We start from the raw sequence: 16,195 nt of genomic DNA, 5'->3' as shown, positions 1-16,195 counted from the left end.
CGTGGCCACGGACCCGCGGGGCCTCGCGGGGGACCCAGGGCCGCGCCCTGATGAGGCCCCCCGAAGGCCCTGGGGTCACTTCTTGGCCGGGGCGCCCTTCTTCTTCTCACGGATCTTCATCGTCACCTCGATGGGCGAGCCCGCGAACCCGAACTCCTCGCGGATCCGCCGCTCGATGAAGCGCCGGTAGGTGTCCTCCAGCCAGCCCGAGGTGAACAGCACGAACTTCGGCGGCTCGGTCGACGCCTGCGTCGCGAAGAGGATCTTCGGCTGCTTGCCGCCGCGCACCGGGGGCGGCGTCTGCTGCACCAGCTCGGTGAGGAAGGCGTTGAGCCGCGCCGTCGGCACACGGGTGGACCAGGAGTCGAGCGCCTTCTCGATCGCCGGGACCAGGCGGTCCATGTGGCGGCCCGTCTTGGCGGAGATGTTGACCCGCAGCGCCCACGGGGTGCGGACGAGCTGCCTGTCGATCTCCTTCTCCAGGTAGTAGCGCCGGTCCTCGTCGACCAGGTCCCACTTGTTGAAGGCCACGACCATCGCCCTGCCCGACTCGATGACCAGGCCGATGATGCGCAGGTCCTGCTCGGTCAGCGGCTCGGAGGCGTCGATCAGCACGATCGCCACCTCCGCCTTCTCCAGCGCCGCGCGGGTGCGCATCGCGGCGTAGAAGTCGGCGCCCTGCAGCTCACGGTCGCGCCGGCGGATGCCCGCGGTGTCGACGAAGCGCCACGTGGTGCCGCCCAGGTCGATCAGCTCGTCGACGGGGTCGCGGGTGGTGCCCGCCATCGGGTCGACCAGCACCCGCTCCTCGCCCGCCAGCTTGTTCAGCAGGGAGGACTTGCCGACGTTGGGCTTGCCGAGCAGCGCCACCCGGTGCGGGCCCTTCGCCTCGCCGAAGGTCTGCTTGGGCGTCTGCGGCAGCGCGTCGAGCACCACGTCGAGCAGGTCGCCGGAGGAGCGGCCGTGCAGCGCCGAGACGGGGTACGGCTCGCCGAGACCGAGCGACCACAGGGAGGTCGCCTCCAGCTCCATCTGCTGGTTGTCGACCTTGTTGGCGGCCAGGATGACCGGCTTGCCCGAGGACCGCAGCACGCCCCCGACGATCTCGTCGGCGTCGGTGGCGCCCACGACGGCGTCGACCACGAAGAGGATCACATCGGCCAGCTCGACCGCGATCTGTGCCTGCTCGGCGATGCGCAGGTTCATGCCGGTCGCGTCGGGATCCCAGCCGCCGGTGTCGACGACGGTGAAGCGCCTGCCGCGCCAGGTCGCGTCGTAGGTGACGCGGTCGCGGGTCACGCCGGGAACGTCCTCGACGACCGCCTCCCGGCGGCCGATGATGCGGTTGACCAGCGTCGACTTGCCGACGTTCGGCCGCCCGACGACGGCGAGCACCGGCAGCGCCACCTGCTCGTCCTCGGTGTGGGCAGGGATCTCCATGTCGGCGAGCTCGGCCTCGATCCAGCCGGAGTCGTCGTACTCCCCCGTAGTCACGTGTCTTGTTTCCTTTGAGTACCGCGCCTGACGTCAGGCGCGCTCGTGAATATGGGCGCGATCGAGCTCGGATTCCTCCTGGCTCGAGCGCTCCCCGATCAACCTCAGCACCTCCGCGATGACCTCTTCGAGGTTGAGCGCGGTGGTGTCGACCTCGACGGCGCCATCCGCCATCGAGAGAGGGTCGGTCTTCCGTGTCGAGTCGAGGGTGTCACGCCTGGCCATCGCGGCCTGCTGTGCCTCCACCGTGGTGCCGCCCGGTCCGCCCGCCTCGACGTTGAGCTCCGCCGTACGGCGCAGCGCCCTGGCCTCGGCGCTGGCGGTCAGATAGACCTTGAGCGTCGCGTCGGGGGCGACCACGGTGCCGATGTCGCGGCCCTCGACCACGATGTCGCCCTTGCCGATGATCTCCCGCTGCATCGCGACGAGCCTGGCCCGCACCTCGGGCACGGCGGCGACCAGCGACACGGCGCCGGTCACCTCCTGGCTCCTGATCGGCCCCGCCACGTCCACGCCGTCGACGTGGACGGTGGGGTCGTCGGGGTCGGTGCCGGAGACGAGCGAGGGCTCGTCCACCTGGGCCGCGATCGCCGCAGGGTCGGTCAGGTCGACGCCCCGCTGGAGCATCCACCAGGTGATCGCGCGGTACATCGCCCCCGTGTCCAGGTAGCGCAGCCCCATCGCGCGGGCCACCCCGCGCGACGCGCTCGACTTACCCGACCCCGAAGGCCCGTCCATGGCGACGACCAGAGCGGTCACGGCCTCTCCCTCTTCACGTTTTCCCAACCTAAAGAGGCTACCGCCTCGCGGCCATGCCATCCGACGGAAGAGACCACGAGCGCCGTCTGTCACTCATGACGCGCCTGTGTCGGCCACCCAGCTGCCGTGGAAGCCGAGGGGGACGCGGGCGGGCAGGTGGACGGTGGCCACCGGCTCGCCCGTGAAGTCCTGGGCGGAGAGGATCACCAGGTCGGTGGCACCCCTGCCGGGATCGTTGACGAAGGCCATGACGTAGCCGTCGTCCTCGGCGGCGGCGCCCTGCGCGGGGACGAACACGGGCTCGCCGGCGGAGGCTCCCCTGCCGAAGTTCCGCGACTGCCGGGTGCCGGCCTTCAGGTCGTGCTTGATGAGCGCGTTGCCGAACGCCGTGTCGGGCAGGTCCTCCAGTTCGGTGTCGGCGGGGTAGATGACGTCCACGAGGTCTTCGGCCGCGGCCGCGTAGCCGTACCGGTAGGGCAGGGAGGTGAGCCGCTCGTTGGCGCGCGGGAACTCCTGCGCCCTGTCGTCGAGCCTGGTCTCGGTCACCTTGCCCGAGGTGAGATCGAGTGTGAACCGCTCGAGCGTCGGCGGGCCGCCGAGGTCGAGCCGCGCGTCGACGAACCTCTTGGGGTAGCGGACCGCGTCGATCACCACCTGGTCACCGTCGTCGTAGGCGTTGAGCGTGTGGAAGATCCAGCAGGGCTCCACCTCCATCCAGCGCACCTCGCCGCCGCCGTCCTTCGGCAGCAGCCCGATGCGCGCCGGATGGTCGTCGTTCCAGCTGTACGGCAGCGGCGCCCCCTTGGCCGCGTGTTCCATGCTGAACGTGACGGGCAGGTCGTAGATCACGACATAGCGCTGGGTCAGCGCCAGGTCGTGGACCATCGGGGCGTCGGCGACCGGGATGTCGACGGTCCTGCTGACCCTGCCCTGCGGGTCGATGACGACGTGCTGGTGGTGGTCCCAGCCGAAGAAGTAGGCGATGGCGTGCAGCTCGCCGGTGTGCGGGTCGAGCTTGGAGTGGGCGGCGTAGCCCCCCGGCAGCGTCCCGCCGAAGTCGCACGGCCCGACCGTCTCCAGTTCGTAGGTCAGCTCGTAGGGACGGGCGCCCGCCTCCACCGTCGCGAACGTCCTGCCCGCGTGGCCGATGACGTGGGTGTTGGCGGCGAAGTCCATGCCGCCGTGGACGGCGCCCGGCCTCGGCTCCTCGCCCAGGCGCCTGGCGACCTCGGCGCTGCGGACCCAGCGGTTGCGGTACCACTCGGCCCTGCCGTCGCGCAGCCGTACCCCGTGGACCATGCCCTCGCCGAGGAACAGGTGCGCGGCGGCCGGGTCGTCGAGACCGAACGGATTGGGTCCGTTGCGCAGGTAACGCCCGGACAGCTCGGCGGGGATCCGCCCGGTGACCGGCAGGTCGAAGGCGGTGATCTCCTCGGAGACGGGGGCGAAGCCGTTCCTGTAGGGAGTGCTCATGGAGGTGGTGTCCTCTCGTCGCTCGGGTCGGACAGGAATGGGCACAGCACCGACGCGCACAGCGTCACGAACCGCCGCTCCGCCTCGGCCGGGTCGATGTGGCCGGACAGTTCGAGGCTGGTGGCGCCGTGCGCGGCCATCCACAGCAGGTCGGCGATCTCCTGGGCGGTGCCGCCGCGCAGCCGCCCGGCCTCCAGGCAGGCTTCGACGTCGGCGTAGAGGATCGCGAAGGCCCTGCGGGCCGCGGCCATCGCGGCGGGGCTGGGCACGAAACCGGGCAGCGCGCCCTGGAACATGACCCGGTAGTAGTCGGGCTCGGCGAGCGCGTAGGCGCGGTAGGCGATCCCGCACTCGGACAGCCTGGTCAGCGGGTCGGCGTCGGCGCGCGCGGCCAGCAGGGCGCGTTCGAATCTGGCGAAGCCCTCCAACCAGAGCGCCTCCGCCAGCCCTTCCTTGGCCCCGAACAGCGTGTAGATCACCTTGGTCGAGCAGCCGACCTCGCCCGAGATCCTGCGCACGGTCAGGGCGCCGGGCCCTTCGGTGACCAGCAGATGGATGGCGGCGTCGAGGATCGCGGCCCTCACTGCCTCCTGCCCGACCTGCTGCGCCTCGCTGTATGCCGTCATGCGGGTAACGCCGTTTCTATGCGGTAACGCTGTTACCACCTTTGTACGCCCGGTCCTGGCATGCGTCAAGGGAGCGTTCGAGGAAAGGAGCCCACGCATGGCGAGCGATCGGGTGACCGTGGTCGTCGCGACGAGCCCGACGCCGCCGGTAAGGCGGTCACCCGGCGGTGAGCCGGAACAGGGACACGGGCACCAGACCTCGCTTGAGCAGCCGGAAGGTGGGGATCGGGCTGCTGCTGACGCTCTCCTTGTAGAAGACGGCCCAGCGGCCCTTCAGGTAGCCCCTGCGGGGAGTGTCGTCCGGCCTGACGAACTGGATGACCGCGTCCTTCCTCCCCAGGCTCAGCGGCTGGTGGAAGTAGCCGAACCTGAACGCCCTGGGCCTGCGCCCGCGAAGCTCGTCGGCGAGCGCGGTGCCCGCGTGCAGCCCGGTGGGGATCCCGCTCTGGCAGGTGCCGTGGATCACGCCGAACGGCCGGCTCACCGCCGCCGCGTCACCGACCGCGTAGACGTCGGGATGCGAGACCGAGCGCAGCACGTCGTCCACGACGATCCTGTCCCGCCCGTCGACCGTGAACCCGGCCTCGCGGGCCTGTGGCAGCCCCCTCGTCCCCGTCGTCCAGAGCGTCGCGTCCGAGGGGATCAGCTCTCCGCCAGCGAGCTCGACCGCGGCGGGCAGCACCTTGACGACGTCGGCAGCCTCGCGGACCTCGATGCCGAGGCGGTCCATCGCCCGCATGACGTACGCGCGGGCCCGCTCGCCCATCATCGAACCAGGACGGCCTCTGGTGAGCAGGACCACCCGCAGCCTCGGGTAGGCCTCCGCGAGCTCGGTCGCCGACTCGATCCCGGTCAGGCCGCCGCCCGCCACGACGACCGTGCCCTCCTCCAGGGAGCGCAGGCGCTCGGCCAGCCGTACGGCGCCCGCGTGGTCGTCGTAACGGTAGGCGTGCTCGGCGACGCCGGGCACCGACACGTCGGTGACGGTGCCGAGCGCGTACACGAGCTTGTCGTAGGCCAGCTCGCGCCCGCCGCCGAGCCGTACCCGCCTGGCCTCGGGATCGAGGCCGGCCACCGTGTCCTGGACGAAGTCGATGCCCGTGCCGGCCAGCACCCGCTCGATCGAGTGGTCGGCCAGCCGCTCGCCTGCCGCCGTCTGGTGCAGCCGCAGCCGCTCGGTGAACCTCGGCGAAGGGTTGACCAGCGTCACCCTGCCGCCGCTACGGCGCGACCTCGTCGCCACCCTGATCGCCGCCGCCATGCCGGTGTAGCCGGCCCCTAGAACCACGATTCTCGTCATGCCGAGCAGACGGATCGAGCGGCCGCTTGCGTGACATGGCGCCTTACGGCACCTGCCAGCCCCGCTCCTGCAGAGCCTGGTTCAGCACCTCGACCGCGCCGGGCTGCACCGACAGCTCGGCCAGGCCGAGCGGCAGCCCCGGCGCGTGCTCGAGCCGCACGTCCTCGACGTTGACCCCGACCTCGTCGCAGATCTGGAACAGCCTCGCCAGCTGACCAGGACGGTCGCCGATGACGACCTGGACGACGGCGTAGGCCGCCGCGGGCCCGCCGTGCTTGCCCGGGATCCTGCCGTGGCCGACGACCCCGCGCTTGAGCAGCTGCGTCACGTCGGTGCCCGCGTTGACGTCGCCTTCGGCCAGCGACCGCAGCGCGGTCGCGGCCTCGGCCAGGTCGCGCGAGACCGCCTCCAGCACCTCGGCCACCGGAGCGGCGTTGCCCGACAGGATGCCGAGCCACAGGCCGGGGTCGCCGCCCGCGATCCTGGTGACATCCCGCACACCCTGCCCCGCCAGCCCGAGCGCCACGTCGGAGGCCTCGGCCAGCCGCGCGGCCACCGCGGAGGCGGCCACGTGCGGAGCGTGCGAGACGACGGCGACGGCCCTGTCATGGTCCTCGGCCGCCACCTCGACGGGGTTGGCGCCGCACAGCTCGATGAGCTCCATGACCGCGTCCTTGGCCTCCGGGGAGGCCTCGGCGGTCGGGCACACGGCCCACGGCCTGCCGAGGAACAGGTCGGCCCTGGCCGCGCCAGGACCGGCCTTCTCCCTGCCCGCCATGGGGTGGGAGGCGACGTAGGAGCTCAGGTCGCAGCCGAGCCGCGCCGCGTCGGCGATCGGCTTGGCCTTGACGCTGGCCACGTCGGTGTAGAAGCGGGCCGCATCACGCTGCTGCAGGCCGCGCAGCTCGCTGGCCACGTGGCCGGGAGGAACGGCCACCACCGCCAGGTCGACAGGGTCGCCCAGGCTCCATTCCTGGCCGGCGCCCATCTCCCTGGCCAGCCTTACGGCGCCCAGATCACGGTCGGCCAGCAGCACGGTCACGCCGCGCTGGCGCAGCGCCAGCCCGATCGATGTGCCGACCAGGCCGGTACCGAGGACGAGTACGGTCTCGAGCTTCACTGCGCGATGTCCTGGCGAAGCACGGTCGCGCCGCGCAGGTAGACATGCTGGATCTCGGCGCGCGGCCGGTCGCTCTCCACGTGCGCCATCAGCCGGACCACGCGGGGCAGCGCGCCTGGCACGCCGATCTCGGTGCAGCAGATCAGCGGCACCTCGTGGAAGCCGAGCTTGCGCGCGGCGAGGGCGGGGAACTCCGCCGTCAGGTCGGGCGTGGCGGTGAACAGCACGCTGATCACGTCGTCGGTGGTCAGCTGATTGCGCTCCATGACCGCCGCCACCAGCTCGGTGGTCCCGCTGATGATCGCGTCGCGGTCGTTGGCCTCCACCTGGATCGCCCCGCGAATCGCCCGCACCATGCCCATCCCCTCCATATGGCTCGGAGCCCGCGCAGCACCTGCGCGGGCTCCAACGTCTGGCCAGATTACAGCTTGACCGCCGCGTACAGGTCGCCGACCTCCTTGAGGCTCAGCGCCCTGATCGTGCCCGGCTTGGTACGGCCCAGCTTCACCGGACCGAACTCGATCCTGGCCAGGTCGATGACGCGGTGACCCGACTCCTCGAGCATGCGCCTGACGATGTGCTTGCGGCCCTCGTGCAGGACGATCTCCACGAGCGCCTGCTGGCCGTGCTCCTGCACGATCTCGAAATGGTCGGCCTTGGCCAGGCCGTCCTCGAGCTCGATGCCCTTCTTCAGCCTGCGGCCGAGGTCACGAGGGATCGGGCCGGGCACCTTCGCCCAGTACTTCTTCTGCACGCCGTAGCTCGGGTGGGTCAGCCTGTTGGCCAGCTCGCCGTCGTTGGTGAGCAGCAGCAGGCCCTCGGTCTCGGTGTCGAGCCTGCCCACGTGGAACAGCCGCGGAGCCAGCTCCTGCACGAAGTCGGCGAGGCACGGGCGGCCCTGCGGGTCCTCCATCGTGGACACGACGCCGATGGGCTTGTTCAGCGCGTAGTAGACCAGGTCGGGAGCGGTCGGGATGCGCTTTCCGTCGACGTGGATGACCTGCGTCGCGGGGTCGACCTTCGCGCCGAACCTCCTGACGACCTGGCCGTTCACGGTGACACGGCCGTCGCCGATCATCTCCTCGCACGCGCGCCTGCTGGCCACGCCTGCCTGGGCGAGCACCTTCTGCAGCCGCACGCCGCCCGGCACCTCGGTGGTGTCGCGCTCGTCGACGTAGTCGTCGGGGTAGAAGTCGCGGTCGCGGACGGGCTGGCGAGCGGTCTTGAACACGTCGCGCTTCTTCGCGCCGCCGCCGATCGTCTGCACCTTGGCGGTACGGCCGGCGTCGTCACGCTTGGGAGCGGGACGGCCGGTGGTGCGGCCGATCGTCCGCGGCTCGTCGCGCCTGCCGTAGCGGGCCCGCGAACCGCCTTCCTCACGCTTGCCGACCCTGTCGGCCCGCAGACCCGCACGGTCGTCGCGACCCGCGAACCCGCCGCGCTCCTGACGCTCACCGGCGCCCTGGTAGCCCCGGCTGTCGCGCTCGCCGCGGAACCCGCGGTCGGCGCCGCCGAAGCCGCGGCCCCTGTCGCCACCGAACTCGCGGTCTCTGCCGCCGCCGAACCCGCGGTCCCTGCCGCCGCCGACGCCGCGCTCGCCACGGTCACCGAACCCACGCTCGCCGGAGCCGCGGCCTTCACGGTCGCCGCCCCTGAAGCCGCGCTCGTCGCGCCGGCCACCGGAGCCGCGGTCGCCGGAGAACCCGCGACCGGCCGGCGCGCGGCCCTCACGGTCGCCGCCGCGCAACCCGCGGCCGTCACGCTCGTCCCTCGGGCCGCGCTCGCCGCCGAATCCACGGTCGTCACGCTCGCCGCCGCGGAACCCGCGGTCGTCACGATCGCTCCTGAAACCCCGGTCACCGGCACCCTGACGGTCGCCGCCGAAGCGGCGCTCCTCTCGAGGTCCGCGCTCGTCCCCTCCGCGGAAGCCGCGGTCCTGACGGTCGCCCCTGAAGCCGCGGTCGTCGCGGTCGCCGCCACGGAAGCCGCGGTCCTCGCGCGAGCCGCCGTCGCGGAAGCCTCCGCCGCGCTCGTCGCGGGCCTGGGGCTTGCCGTACCGGGCGCGGGCGCCGCCGCTGCCTGCGCGCATGGAGTCGCGGGAGGCGCTCCTGCCGTCGTTCCTGCCGTCGTTCCTGCCGGATCCACCGCGGAAGTCGTCACGGCGCGAACCGCCGCCTGACCCCTCCCCGCGGGACCCTCCGCCGAAGTCGTCACGGCGGGATCCACCGCCGAAGTCGTCGCGACGGGACCCGCCGCGGGTGTCGTCGCGACGCGGGTCGCGCCTGTCGTCCGAGCGGTAGGCGGGACGCCCGCTGCCGCCGCTCCTGGAGCCCGTGCCCCGGGAACCGCCGGTGCGTCCTCGACCGCGTCCATCACCGGACGGGGTGCTGCGCCTGTTGATCACTTCGTTGTCTCCTCAAGGTTTTCCACGTCGTCGGGCAGGAAGGGCGCGAGCTCGGGGAGCTCGTCGAGGCTCTTCAGGCCCAGTCGCTCCAAGAAGTAGGAGCTGGTTCGGTAGAGCACAGCCTGGCTCTCCGGATCGGTGCCGGCCTCTTCGACCAGCCCCCTGGCGACCAGCGTCCGCATGACGCCGTCGCTGTTGACACCGCGCACGGCGGCGACTCGGGCGCGGCTCACCGGCTGCCGGTAGGCCACGACCGCGAGGGTCTCCAGCGCGGCCTGGGTCAGCCGCGCCTGCTGGCCGTCGCGGACGAACCGCTCGACCAGCTGGGCGCAGTCGGCACGCGTGTAGAACCGCCAGCCGCCTGCGACGTCTCTCAAGTCGAAACCCCGCCCGTGGCCGGAGTATTCCGCCGCCAGCTCGCGCAGCGCGGTCTCGACCTCGTGGGTGGGACGTTCGAGCACCTGGGCGAGGGTCACCGCGTTGACCGGCTCGTCCACGACGATCAGGATCGCCTCCAGCGCCGCCTTCAGGTCGGGCGCGGCCTGCTCGGCCACGTCGGCGGCGGGTGCGTCGTCGTCGAGGAGGACGTCACTCCCCTCACCTGGAGCACCGCCCTCACCGCGAGGGCCATCCTCGCCGAAGGCGGAGCCCACGCCGGAAGCCTCGGTTTCGGACGCGCGCTCCCCCTCGCGAGCGGCGTCGATCTCCGGTCGGGCCACGGGAACGGCCGGCGCGGACGCGGAGGCACGCTCGATCTCCGGCTCGTGGGTGGTCGCCTCGGACCCGCCCTCGGCAGCAGTGGCAGCCTCTCTGCCGTCTCCCGGATCGGGCGCGTGCTCGGCCTCGGAAGCGGCACCGGGCGCGGCTGCCATGGGTTCGGATTCGGGGGTGGCCGCAGAGGCCGTCCGGCCGTTCCCTCCTGCGGAACCGAAGGCGGACGACCCCGGCAGGCTCGCCCAGGCGGCCCCGCGCGGGCGCCGGGCGACGGGAGCCTCGCCGTCGAGGCGCTCGGAGGGCGAAGGGTCCCTGGGAGCCGGGAACTCACTCATCAGCAGCCTTCTCCGCGCTCTCTTCGTAGTCGTCGCCCACCGACACGTCTCCGTCGTCGGCGCCCGTCCATGTCACGTGCAGATCGCCGAGCGGCTCCACCTGCTCGAAGCTGACGGCCGACTCCCTGAACAGCTCCAGCACGGCCAGAAAGCGGGCGATCACCTCGAAGGTGCCCTCGCAGTCGGCGACGAGGGTCCTGAACGTGGCCGTCCGCATGCGCCGCAACCGCCGGACAAGGATAGCGGCTTGCTCCCTGACGCTGGCCAGCGGTTGGTAGATGTGCCCGACGCCGACGGTCGGCGGCGGCTTGGGCGTGAACGCCTTGGCCGCGATGCGCGCCAGCTGCTCGGGCCCGATGCCGAGGACCAACTCGGGCAGCAGGTCGGCGAACTGCGGCTCCATGGGTACGGCTCGTGGGAAGCGCAGCGACTCCTCCGCCATCATCCCGGAGAAGACCTTGGCGACCTCCTTGTACGCCTTGTACTGCAGCAGCCTGGCGAACAGCAGGTCGCGCGCCTCCAGCAGCGCGAGGTCCTCCTCGTCCTCGACCTCGCCGCTCGGCAGCAGCCTCGCCGCCTTCAGGTCGAGCAGGGTGGCCGCGACGAGCAGGAAGTGGCTGGTCTGGTCGAGGTCCCACTCGGGGCCCTTGGACCTGATGTAGGCGATGAACTCGTCGGTCACCTTGGACAGCGAGACTTCGGTGATGTCGAGCTTGTGCTTGGAGATCAGCCCGAGCAGCAGGTCGAAGGGGCCCTCGAAGACGTCGAGGTGCACCTGGAACCCCTGCGGCTCCTGGGCGTCGCCCTGACCGCCGGAGGGGTCGGCTCGCGGGGGTCGAGCCTCGTGCTCCTTCCCCGTGGTCGTTCGCGAGGTCGCGGTCACCTGGCCATTGTCGCAGGCTGCTGCCAGCGCGAGAGCACCTCTCTGGCCAGTTCGCGGTAGGCGTTGGCGCCCAGCGAGGACGGGTCGAAGGTGGTGATCGGCTCACCCGCGACGGTCGCGTCGGGGAAGCGGACGGTCCTGTTGATGACCGTGTGGAACACCTTGTCGCCAAAGGCCTCCACGACGCGGGCGAGCACCTCGCGGCCGTGCAGGGTACGGGCGTCGTACATGGTGGCCAGCAGGCCCTCGATCTCCAGCTCGTCGTTGAGCCGCTCCTGCACCTTGCCGATGGTGTCCATGAGCAGGGCGACGCCGCGCAGCGCGAAGAACTCGCACTCCAGCGGCACCATGACGCCGTGGGCGCAGGTGAGCGCGTTGACGGTGAGCAGGCCGAGCGACGGCTGGCAGTCGATCAGGCACACGTCGTAGAAGGGCAGCAGCGGCTTGAGCACGCGCCCGAGCACCTGCTCGCGGGCCACCTCGGTGACGAGCTGGACTTCGGCCGCCGACAGGTCGATGTTGCACGGCAGCAGGTCGAGCCCCTCGACCCCGGTCTGGAGCAGCACGTCCTCGGCGGCGACGTCGCGCTCCATCAGCATGTTGTAGACCGTCAGGTCGAGCTGGAGCGGGTTGATGCCCAGGCCGATCGACAGGGCTCCCTGCGGGTCGAAGTCGACGAGCAGGACCTTCAGCCCGCACTCGACGAGCGCGGCGCCCAGGTTGATCGTGGTGGTGGTCTTTCCGACCCCACCCTTCTGGTTGACCATCGCGACCACCCGCGCGGGGCCGTGGATCTCGCGCGGCACCGGCTCGGGGAACACCGGGCGTGGCCGCCCGGTGGGGCCGAGATTGGCACCCTTGGCGGGCGTGTCGGTCTTCGTGTCGCCCCAGGGGTTCTCAGGGGTCCCCTGGGTCGATCCGTTGGTGGTCACAGTCACCAGCTCGAACCTCCCTGACGGTCCCGAACCGGACCGTCCGGACGGACACTATGGCGTCAGCACTTAGGCGGCAAGAAGGCACGCCGACTACCGCACGACGCAAAGACTATAGATCACTGCCGGGCACGGGGGTGCGCCGCGGCGTAGACCTCGCGGAGCTTGTCGACCGTGACCAGCGTGTAGACCTGGGTGGTCGTCACCGAGGCGTGGCCGAGGAGTTCCTGGACCACCCTAACGTCAGCACCGCCGTCAAGGAGGTGAGTTGCGAACGAATGCCGCAAGACGTGCGGAGAGATCCCTTCCAGGCAGGCTCGCTCGGCGGCGGCCTGCAGTACCTCCCAGGCGCCCTGCCTCGTGAGGCGGCCGCCGCGGGCGTTGAGGAAGACGGCGGGCGTGCCCCTGCCATGGCCGAGCAGGGACGGCCTGGCACGCACCAGGTAGGCGTCGAGCGCCTGCCTGGCGAAGCGGCCGACGGGCACGACGCGGGTGCGGCCACCCTTGCCGCGCAGCCGTACCTGGTCGTCCTCCAGGTCGTCGAGGGCCAGGCCGACGGCCTCGGAGATGCGGGCGCCGGTGCCGTACAGGAGCTCGAGGAGGGCGCGGTTGCGGAGGGTCAGCGGCGCGCCGTCGGGGCCCGAGGCCGCGATGAGCCGTTCGACCTCGGCGACGCCGATCGCCTTCGGCAGGCGGCGCAGCTGGCGGGGCGGGCGCACCTCGTGGGCCGGGTCGTGGCCGGTGACGCCCTCGCGCAGGGCGAACCTGTGCAGTCCGCGGACGGCCGACACCGCGCGCGCCGCGGAGCCGGCGACGAGGGCGGGGTGGTCGCCGTCGCCCTCGCGCAGCGCGGTGAGGAAGGCGAGGACGTCGGCCTCGCCCACCTCACCGAAGGAGACCCTGCCGCGCGCCTTGAGGTGCTCGACGTAGCGGCGCAGGTCCCTGCGATAGGAGGCCAGCGTGTTGGCAGCCAGGCCCCGCTCCACCGCCAGATGGGCGAGGTAGCTGGAGAGCACTGCCTCCACGAACGATCCTCCTGTCACGCCTCCGGGGCGTCGGCGGGCCGCAACAGGGCGAATCCCTCAACCGATGCCGCATATGCGGCGAGGATACCGGCCACGGCCGGGGAATTGTGGATCATTCCCATGAGCGCCTTCTCGACCGCATCGGCGAGGGGAACCCACTCCACCGGCATGTCGAACTCCTCGTGCCTGCGCTCGAAGTCGATCTCGGTCTCGGACAGGTCCCTGGCGAGGAAGACGCGGATGCGCTCGTCGGACATGCCGGGCGAGGTGTAGAGGTCCACGAGGGTGTGCCAGGTGTCGGCCTTGTAACCCGCCTCCTCCGCCAGCTCGCGCGCGGCGGTGGCGACCAGCGGCTCGCCCTCCACGTCGCGCAGGCCCGCGGGCAGCTCCCACAGCAGGTGGCGCGTCGGGTGGCGGTACTGCCTGATCAGCAGCACGCGCTCGTCGGCGTCGAGCGCGAGGACCGCCACCGAGCCGGGGTGGACGACGTAGTCGCGGTTGGCGACGTCGTCCTGCGGCATGCGCACGGCGTCGGTGCGCACGCCGATCACGCGGCCCCTGAAGTGCTCCTGGGAGTCGACGACCTCCCACTCCTCGGGGGAGTCGGCGACGGGGCCGCCGCCGATGGCGCTCACTTGCTCGCCGCCCTGGTCGAGCGACCCTCCGCGTAGACGAGCGAGGCGCCGATCAGGCCCTTGAACAGCGGGTGGGCGCGGGTCGGCCGCGAGCGGAACTCGGGGTGGGCCTGCGTGCCGATGAAGAACGGGTGGGTCTCGACGGGCAGCTCGGTGTACTCCACCAGGCGGCCGTCGGGCGACAGGCCGGAGAAGACCAGGCCGACCTTCTCCAGCTGCTCGCGGTAGGCGTTGTTGACCTCGTACCTGTGGCGGTGCCGCTCGTCGGCCTTGGCCTTTCCGCCGTACAGCTGGCGGGCCAGCGTGCCCTCGCCGAGCTTGGCGGTGTAGATGCCCAGGCGCATGGTGCCGCCCATGTCGCGCTCGCCGGAGACCACGTCCTCCTGGTCGGCCATGGTGGAGATGACGGGGTGCTTGCTGTCGGGGTCGAACTCGGCGCTGTTGGCGTCGGTGACTCCGGCCAGGTTGCGGGCGGCCTCGATGACCATGCCCTGCATGCCGAGGCAGATGCCGAGCAGCGGGATCTTGTTCTCGCGGGCGTGACGGATCGCGCCGATCTTGCCCTCGATGCCTCGCACGCCGAACCCGCCGGGGATGAGCACGCCGTCGACGCCGTCGAGCTCGCGGGCCGCGCCCTCCTCGCTCTCGCAGTCGTCGGACTTCACCCAGCGGATGTTGACGCGGGCGTCGTTGGCGAAGCCGCCCGCCCGCAGCGCCTCGGTGACGCTCAGGTAGGCGTCGGGCAGGTCGATGTACTTGCCGACGAGCGCGACCGTGACCTCCTTGGCGGGCCGGTGGACGCGGCGCAGGAGCTGCTCCCACTCCTTCCAGTCGACGTCGCGGAACGGCAGGCCGAGGCGGCGCACGACGTAGGCGTCGAGGCCCTCGGAGTGGAGCACCTTGGGGATGTCGTAGATGGACGCGGCGTCGACGGCGCTGACCACCGCGTCCTCGTCGACGTCGCACATCAGGCTGATCTTGCGCTTGATGGAGGTGTGGACCGGACGGTCCGAGCGCAGCACGATCGCGTCGGGCTGGATACCGATGCTGCGCAGCGCGGCCACGCTGTGCTGGGTCGGCTTGGTCTTCAGCTCACCGCTCGGCCCGATGTACGGCAGCAGCGACACGTGCAGGAAGAAGACGTTGTCCCGGCCGACCTCGTGCCTGATCTGCCGCACGGACTCGAGGAACGGCAGCGACTCGATGTCGCCCACGGTGCCGCCCACCTCGGTGATGACCACGTCCACGTCGGGACCGGCCATGCCGCGGATGCGTTCCTTGATCTCGTTGGTGATGTGCGGGATGACCTGGACGGTGTCGCCGAGGTACTCGCCGCGGCGCTCCTTGGCGATGACGTTGGAGTAGACCTGGCCCGTCGTGACGTTGGCCGAGCCGTGCAGGTCGGTGTCGAGGAAGCGCTCGTAGTGGCCGACGTCGAGGTCGGTCTCGGAGCCGTCGTCGGTGACGAAGACCTCTCCGTGCTGGAAGGGGTTCATCGTGCCAGGGTCGACGTTGAGGTAGGGGTCGAGCTTCTGCATGGTGACCCGCAGGCCGCGGGCCTTCAGCAGGCGGCCCAGGCTGGAGGCCGTGAGCCCCTTGCCGAGACTGGAGGCGACACCGCCGGTGACGAACAGATGCTTGGTTTGCGATGCGCTGCGCAAGAAGTCTCCCGTGGCTCGAGGTGTGGCGTTGACGTCCACGGGCTCTCAGGATATCAAACGACGCCCTCGACATGCCCGAACGGCGTACCAGAGAGTAACTTTGGGCCCTATGTCACTTGTACGGCGGGCGGCCGGCTCCCTCGTCCACCGCGTCTACGCAGCCATCCGCGCCGTCGGGGCGATCACCCCCGCCAGCCCAGCCGGGTACCGGTTCGGGCGCCTCGGCCAGGGCGTCAGCATCGCCTTCCCCGTGGGCGCGATCTTCGGCGAGCGGTGGATCGAGATCGGCGACCACACGCTCATCGGGGAGCGGGTCTCGCTGTCGTGCGGCATGGGCCCAGGGGTCGACCTCGGGCCCGGCTCCATCCTGCGGATCGGCGGGAGCTGCTCGATCGGCAGGGGCAGCCACATCGTCGCCCACCAGTCGATCGACATCGGCGAGCACGTCTTCACCGGCCCGTACGTCTACATCACCGACCAGAACCACGTCTACGACGACCCGGAGACGCCGATCGGCAGGCAGTGGCCGCGCAACAATCCGGTCTCGATCGGAGCGGGATCGTGGCTGGGCACGGGCGCGATCATCCTGCCGGGCACCAGGATCGGACGGCAGTGCGTGGTGGCAGGCGGCGCGGTGGTGCGCGGCGAGTTCCCCGATCACAGCGTGATCGCCGGAGTGCCCGCCAAGCTCGTCAGGAGCTACTCGCCGGAGCTCGGCTGGCACGCGCCGGGCCTCACCCCGCTGGACCGCCAGGCCACCGCATGACCCCTCCCCCAGCCGCCCCGCCCGTCTCCTCCCGCCCCGCCCTCTCCCCGGCCGCCTGCTGAACCTCT

General features: G+C 71.4%; 15 protein-coding genes. 1 reads left to right on the top strand and 14 read right to left on the bottom strand.

Features of this window, described 5'->3' with window-relative positions:
* Nucleotides 1-75 precede the first annotated feature (75 nt).
* From der to pyrG, 14 genes are all read right to left on the bottom strand, one after another.
* Nucleotides 76-1,494 (bottom strand): ribosome biogenesis GTPase Der, encoded by a 1,419-nt coding sequence (der, locus tag AC3EO4_RS02805; protein WP_379579025.1) that lies wholly within the window; start codon nt 1,492-1,494, stop codon nt 76-78.
* A 33-nt stretch (nt 1,495-1,527) separates the two neighbouring features.
* Nucleotides 1,528-2,253: a (d)CMP kinase gene (cmk, locus tag AC3EO4_RS02800; protein ID WP_379579027.1), complete on the bottom strand. Its 726-nt coding sequence runs from the start codon at nt 2,251-2,253 to the stop codon at nt 1,528-1,530.
* A gap of 93 nt (nt 2,254-2,346) precedes the next feature.
* Nucleotides 2,347-3,726 carry a carotenoid oxygenase family protein gene (locus AC3EO4_RS02795; RefSeq protein ID WP_431893460.1) on the bottom strand — a complete coding sequence of 460 codons (1,380 nt, stop codon included), beginning with the start codon at nt 3,724-3,726 and terminating at the stop codon, nt 2,347-2,349.
* Nucleotides 3,723-4,352 carry a TetR/AcrR family transcriptional regulator gene (locus AC3EO4_RS02790; RefSeq protein WP_431893459.1) on the bottom strand — a complete coding sequence of 210 codons (630 nt, stop codon included), beginning with the start codon at nt 4,350-4,352 and terminating at the stop codon, nt 3,723-3,725. Before AC3EO4_RS02790 ends, AC3EO4_RS02795 begins: the two co-directional genes overlap by 4 nt.
* A 157-nt stretch (nt 4,353-4,509) precedes the next feature.
* Complete coding sequence (locus AC3EO4_RS02785; RefSeq protein WP_431893457.1) at nt 4,510-5,652, bottom strand: NAD(P)/FAD-dependent oxidoreductase; 1,143 nt, start codon at nt 5,650-5,652, stop codon at nt 4,510-4,512.
* Between the two features lie 43 nt (nt 5,653-5,695).
* Nucleotides 5,696-6,772, bottom strand: a complete 1,077-nt coding sequence (locus tag AC3EO4_RS02780; protein WP_431893455.1) for a prephenate dehydrogenase — start codon at nt 6,770-6,772, stop codon at nt 5,696-5,698.
* Nucleotides 6,769-7,128, bottom strand: coding sequence for a chorismate mutase (gene aroH / locus AC3EO4_RS02775; protein ID WP_379579036.1), 360 nt, complete (start codon nt 7,126-7,128; stop codon nt 6,769-6,771). Before aroH ends, AC3EO4_RS02780 begins: the two co-directional genes overlap by 4 nt.
* Before the next feature lie 65 nt (nt 7,129-7,193).
* A complete protein-coding gene (locus AC3EO4_RS02770; protein WP_431893453.1) occupies nt 7,194-9,176 on the bottom strand; it encodes a pseudouridine synthase in 1,983 nt (660 codons plus the stop codon).
* On the bottom strand, nt 9,173-9,730 hold the full coding sequence (gene scpB, locus AC3EO4_RS02765) for an SMC-Scp complex subunit ScpB (protein ID WP_379580241.1): 558 nt from the start codon (nt 9,728-9,730) through the stop codon (nt 9,173-9,175). Before scpB ends, AC3EO4_RS02770 begins: the two co-directional genes overlap by 4 nt.
* A gap of 487 nt (nt 9,731-10,217) precedes the next feature.
* Nucleotides 10,218-11,108, bottom strand: coding sequence for a segregation and condensation protein A (locus AC3EO4_RS02760; RefSeq protein WP_431893450.1), 891 nt, complete (start codon nt 11,106-11,108; stop codon nt 10,218-10,220).
* Nucleotides 11,105-12,046, bottom strand: coding sequence for a ParA family protein (locus tag AC3EO4_RS02755; protein WP_379579042.1), 942 nt, complete (start codon nt 12,044-12,046; stop codon nt 11,105-11,107). Before AC3EO4_RS02755 ends, AC3EO4_RS02760 begins: the two co-directional genes overlap by 4 nt.
* A 113-nt stretch (nt 12,047-12,159) precedes the next feature.
* Nucleotides 12,160-13,065 carry a site-specific tyrosine recombinase XerD gene (locus tag AC3EO4_RS02750; RefSeq protein WP_431893447.1) on the bottom strand — a complete coding sequence of 302 codons (906 nt, stop codon included), beginning with the start codon at nt 13,063-13,065 and terminating at the stop codon, nt 12,160-12,162.
* A 14-nt stretch (nt 13,066-13,079) separates the two neighbouring features.
* Nucleotides 13,080-13,700 carry an NUDIX domain-containing protein gene (locus tag AC3EO4_RS02745; protein ID WP_379579046.1) on the bottom strand — a complete coding sequence of 207 codons (621 nt, stop codon included), beginning with the start codon at nt 13,698-13,700 and terminating at the stop codon, nt 13,080-13,082.
* Nucleotides 13,697-15,361 carry a CTP synthase gene (gene pyrG, locus AC3EO4_RS02740; protein WP_379579049.1) on the bottom strand — a complete coding sequence of 555 codons (1,665 nt, stop codon included), beginning with the start codon at nt 15,359-15,361 and terminating at the stop codon, nt 13,697-13,699. Before pyrG ends, AC3EO4_RS02745 begins: the two co-directional genes overlap by 4 nt.
* A gap of 109 nt (nt 15,362-15,470) precedes the next feature.
* Between pyrG and AC3EO4_RS02735 the strand changes: the two genes are divergently transcribed.
* Nucleotides 15,471-16,127 (top strand): acyltransferase, encoded by a 657-nt coding sequence (locus tag AC3EO4_RS02735; RefSeq protein ID WP_431893445.1) that lies wholly within the window; start codon nt 15,471-15,473, stop codon nt 16,125-16,127.
* The last annotated feature ends 68 nt before the right edge of the window (nt 16,128-16,195 follow it).

This window comes from Nonomuraea sp. bgisy101 (genome assembly GCF_057708945.1).
The sequence above is the reverse complement of the archived record's forward strand: the minus strand, read 5'-3'. Positions and strand labels throughout refer to the sequence as shown.

Bases quoted from the DNA above. Each gene is read 5' to 3' on its own strand.
- AC3EO4_RS02785 (WP_431893457.1), bottom strand. From the start codon at position 5,652: ATGACGAGAATCGTGGTTCTAGGGGCCGGCTACACCGGCATGGCGGCG.
- AC3EO4_RS02795 (WP_431893460.1), bottom strand. From the start codon at position 3,726: ATGAGCACTCCCTACAGGAACGGCTTCGCCCCCGTCTCCGAGGAGATC.
- AC3EO4_RS02790 (WP_431893459.1), bottom strand. From the start codon at position 4,352: ATGACGGCATACAGCGAGGCGCAGCAGGTCGGGCAGGAGGCAGTGAGG.
- aroH (WP_379579036.1), bottom strand. From the start codon at position 7,128: ATGGTGCGGGCGATTCGCGGGGCGATCCAGGTGGAGGCCAACGACCGC.
- AC3EO4_RS02735 (WP_431893445.1), top strand. From the start codon at position 15,471: ATGTCACTTGTACGGCGGGCGGCCGGCTCCCTCGTCCACCGCGTCTAC.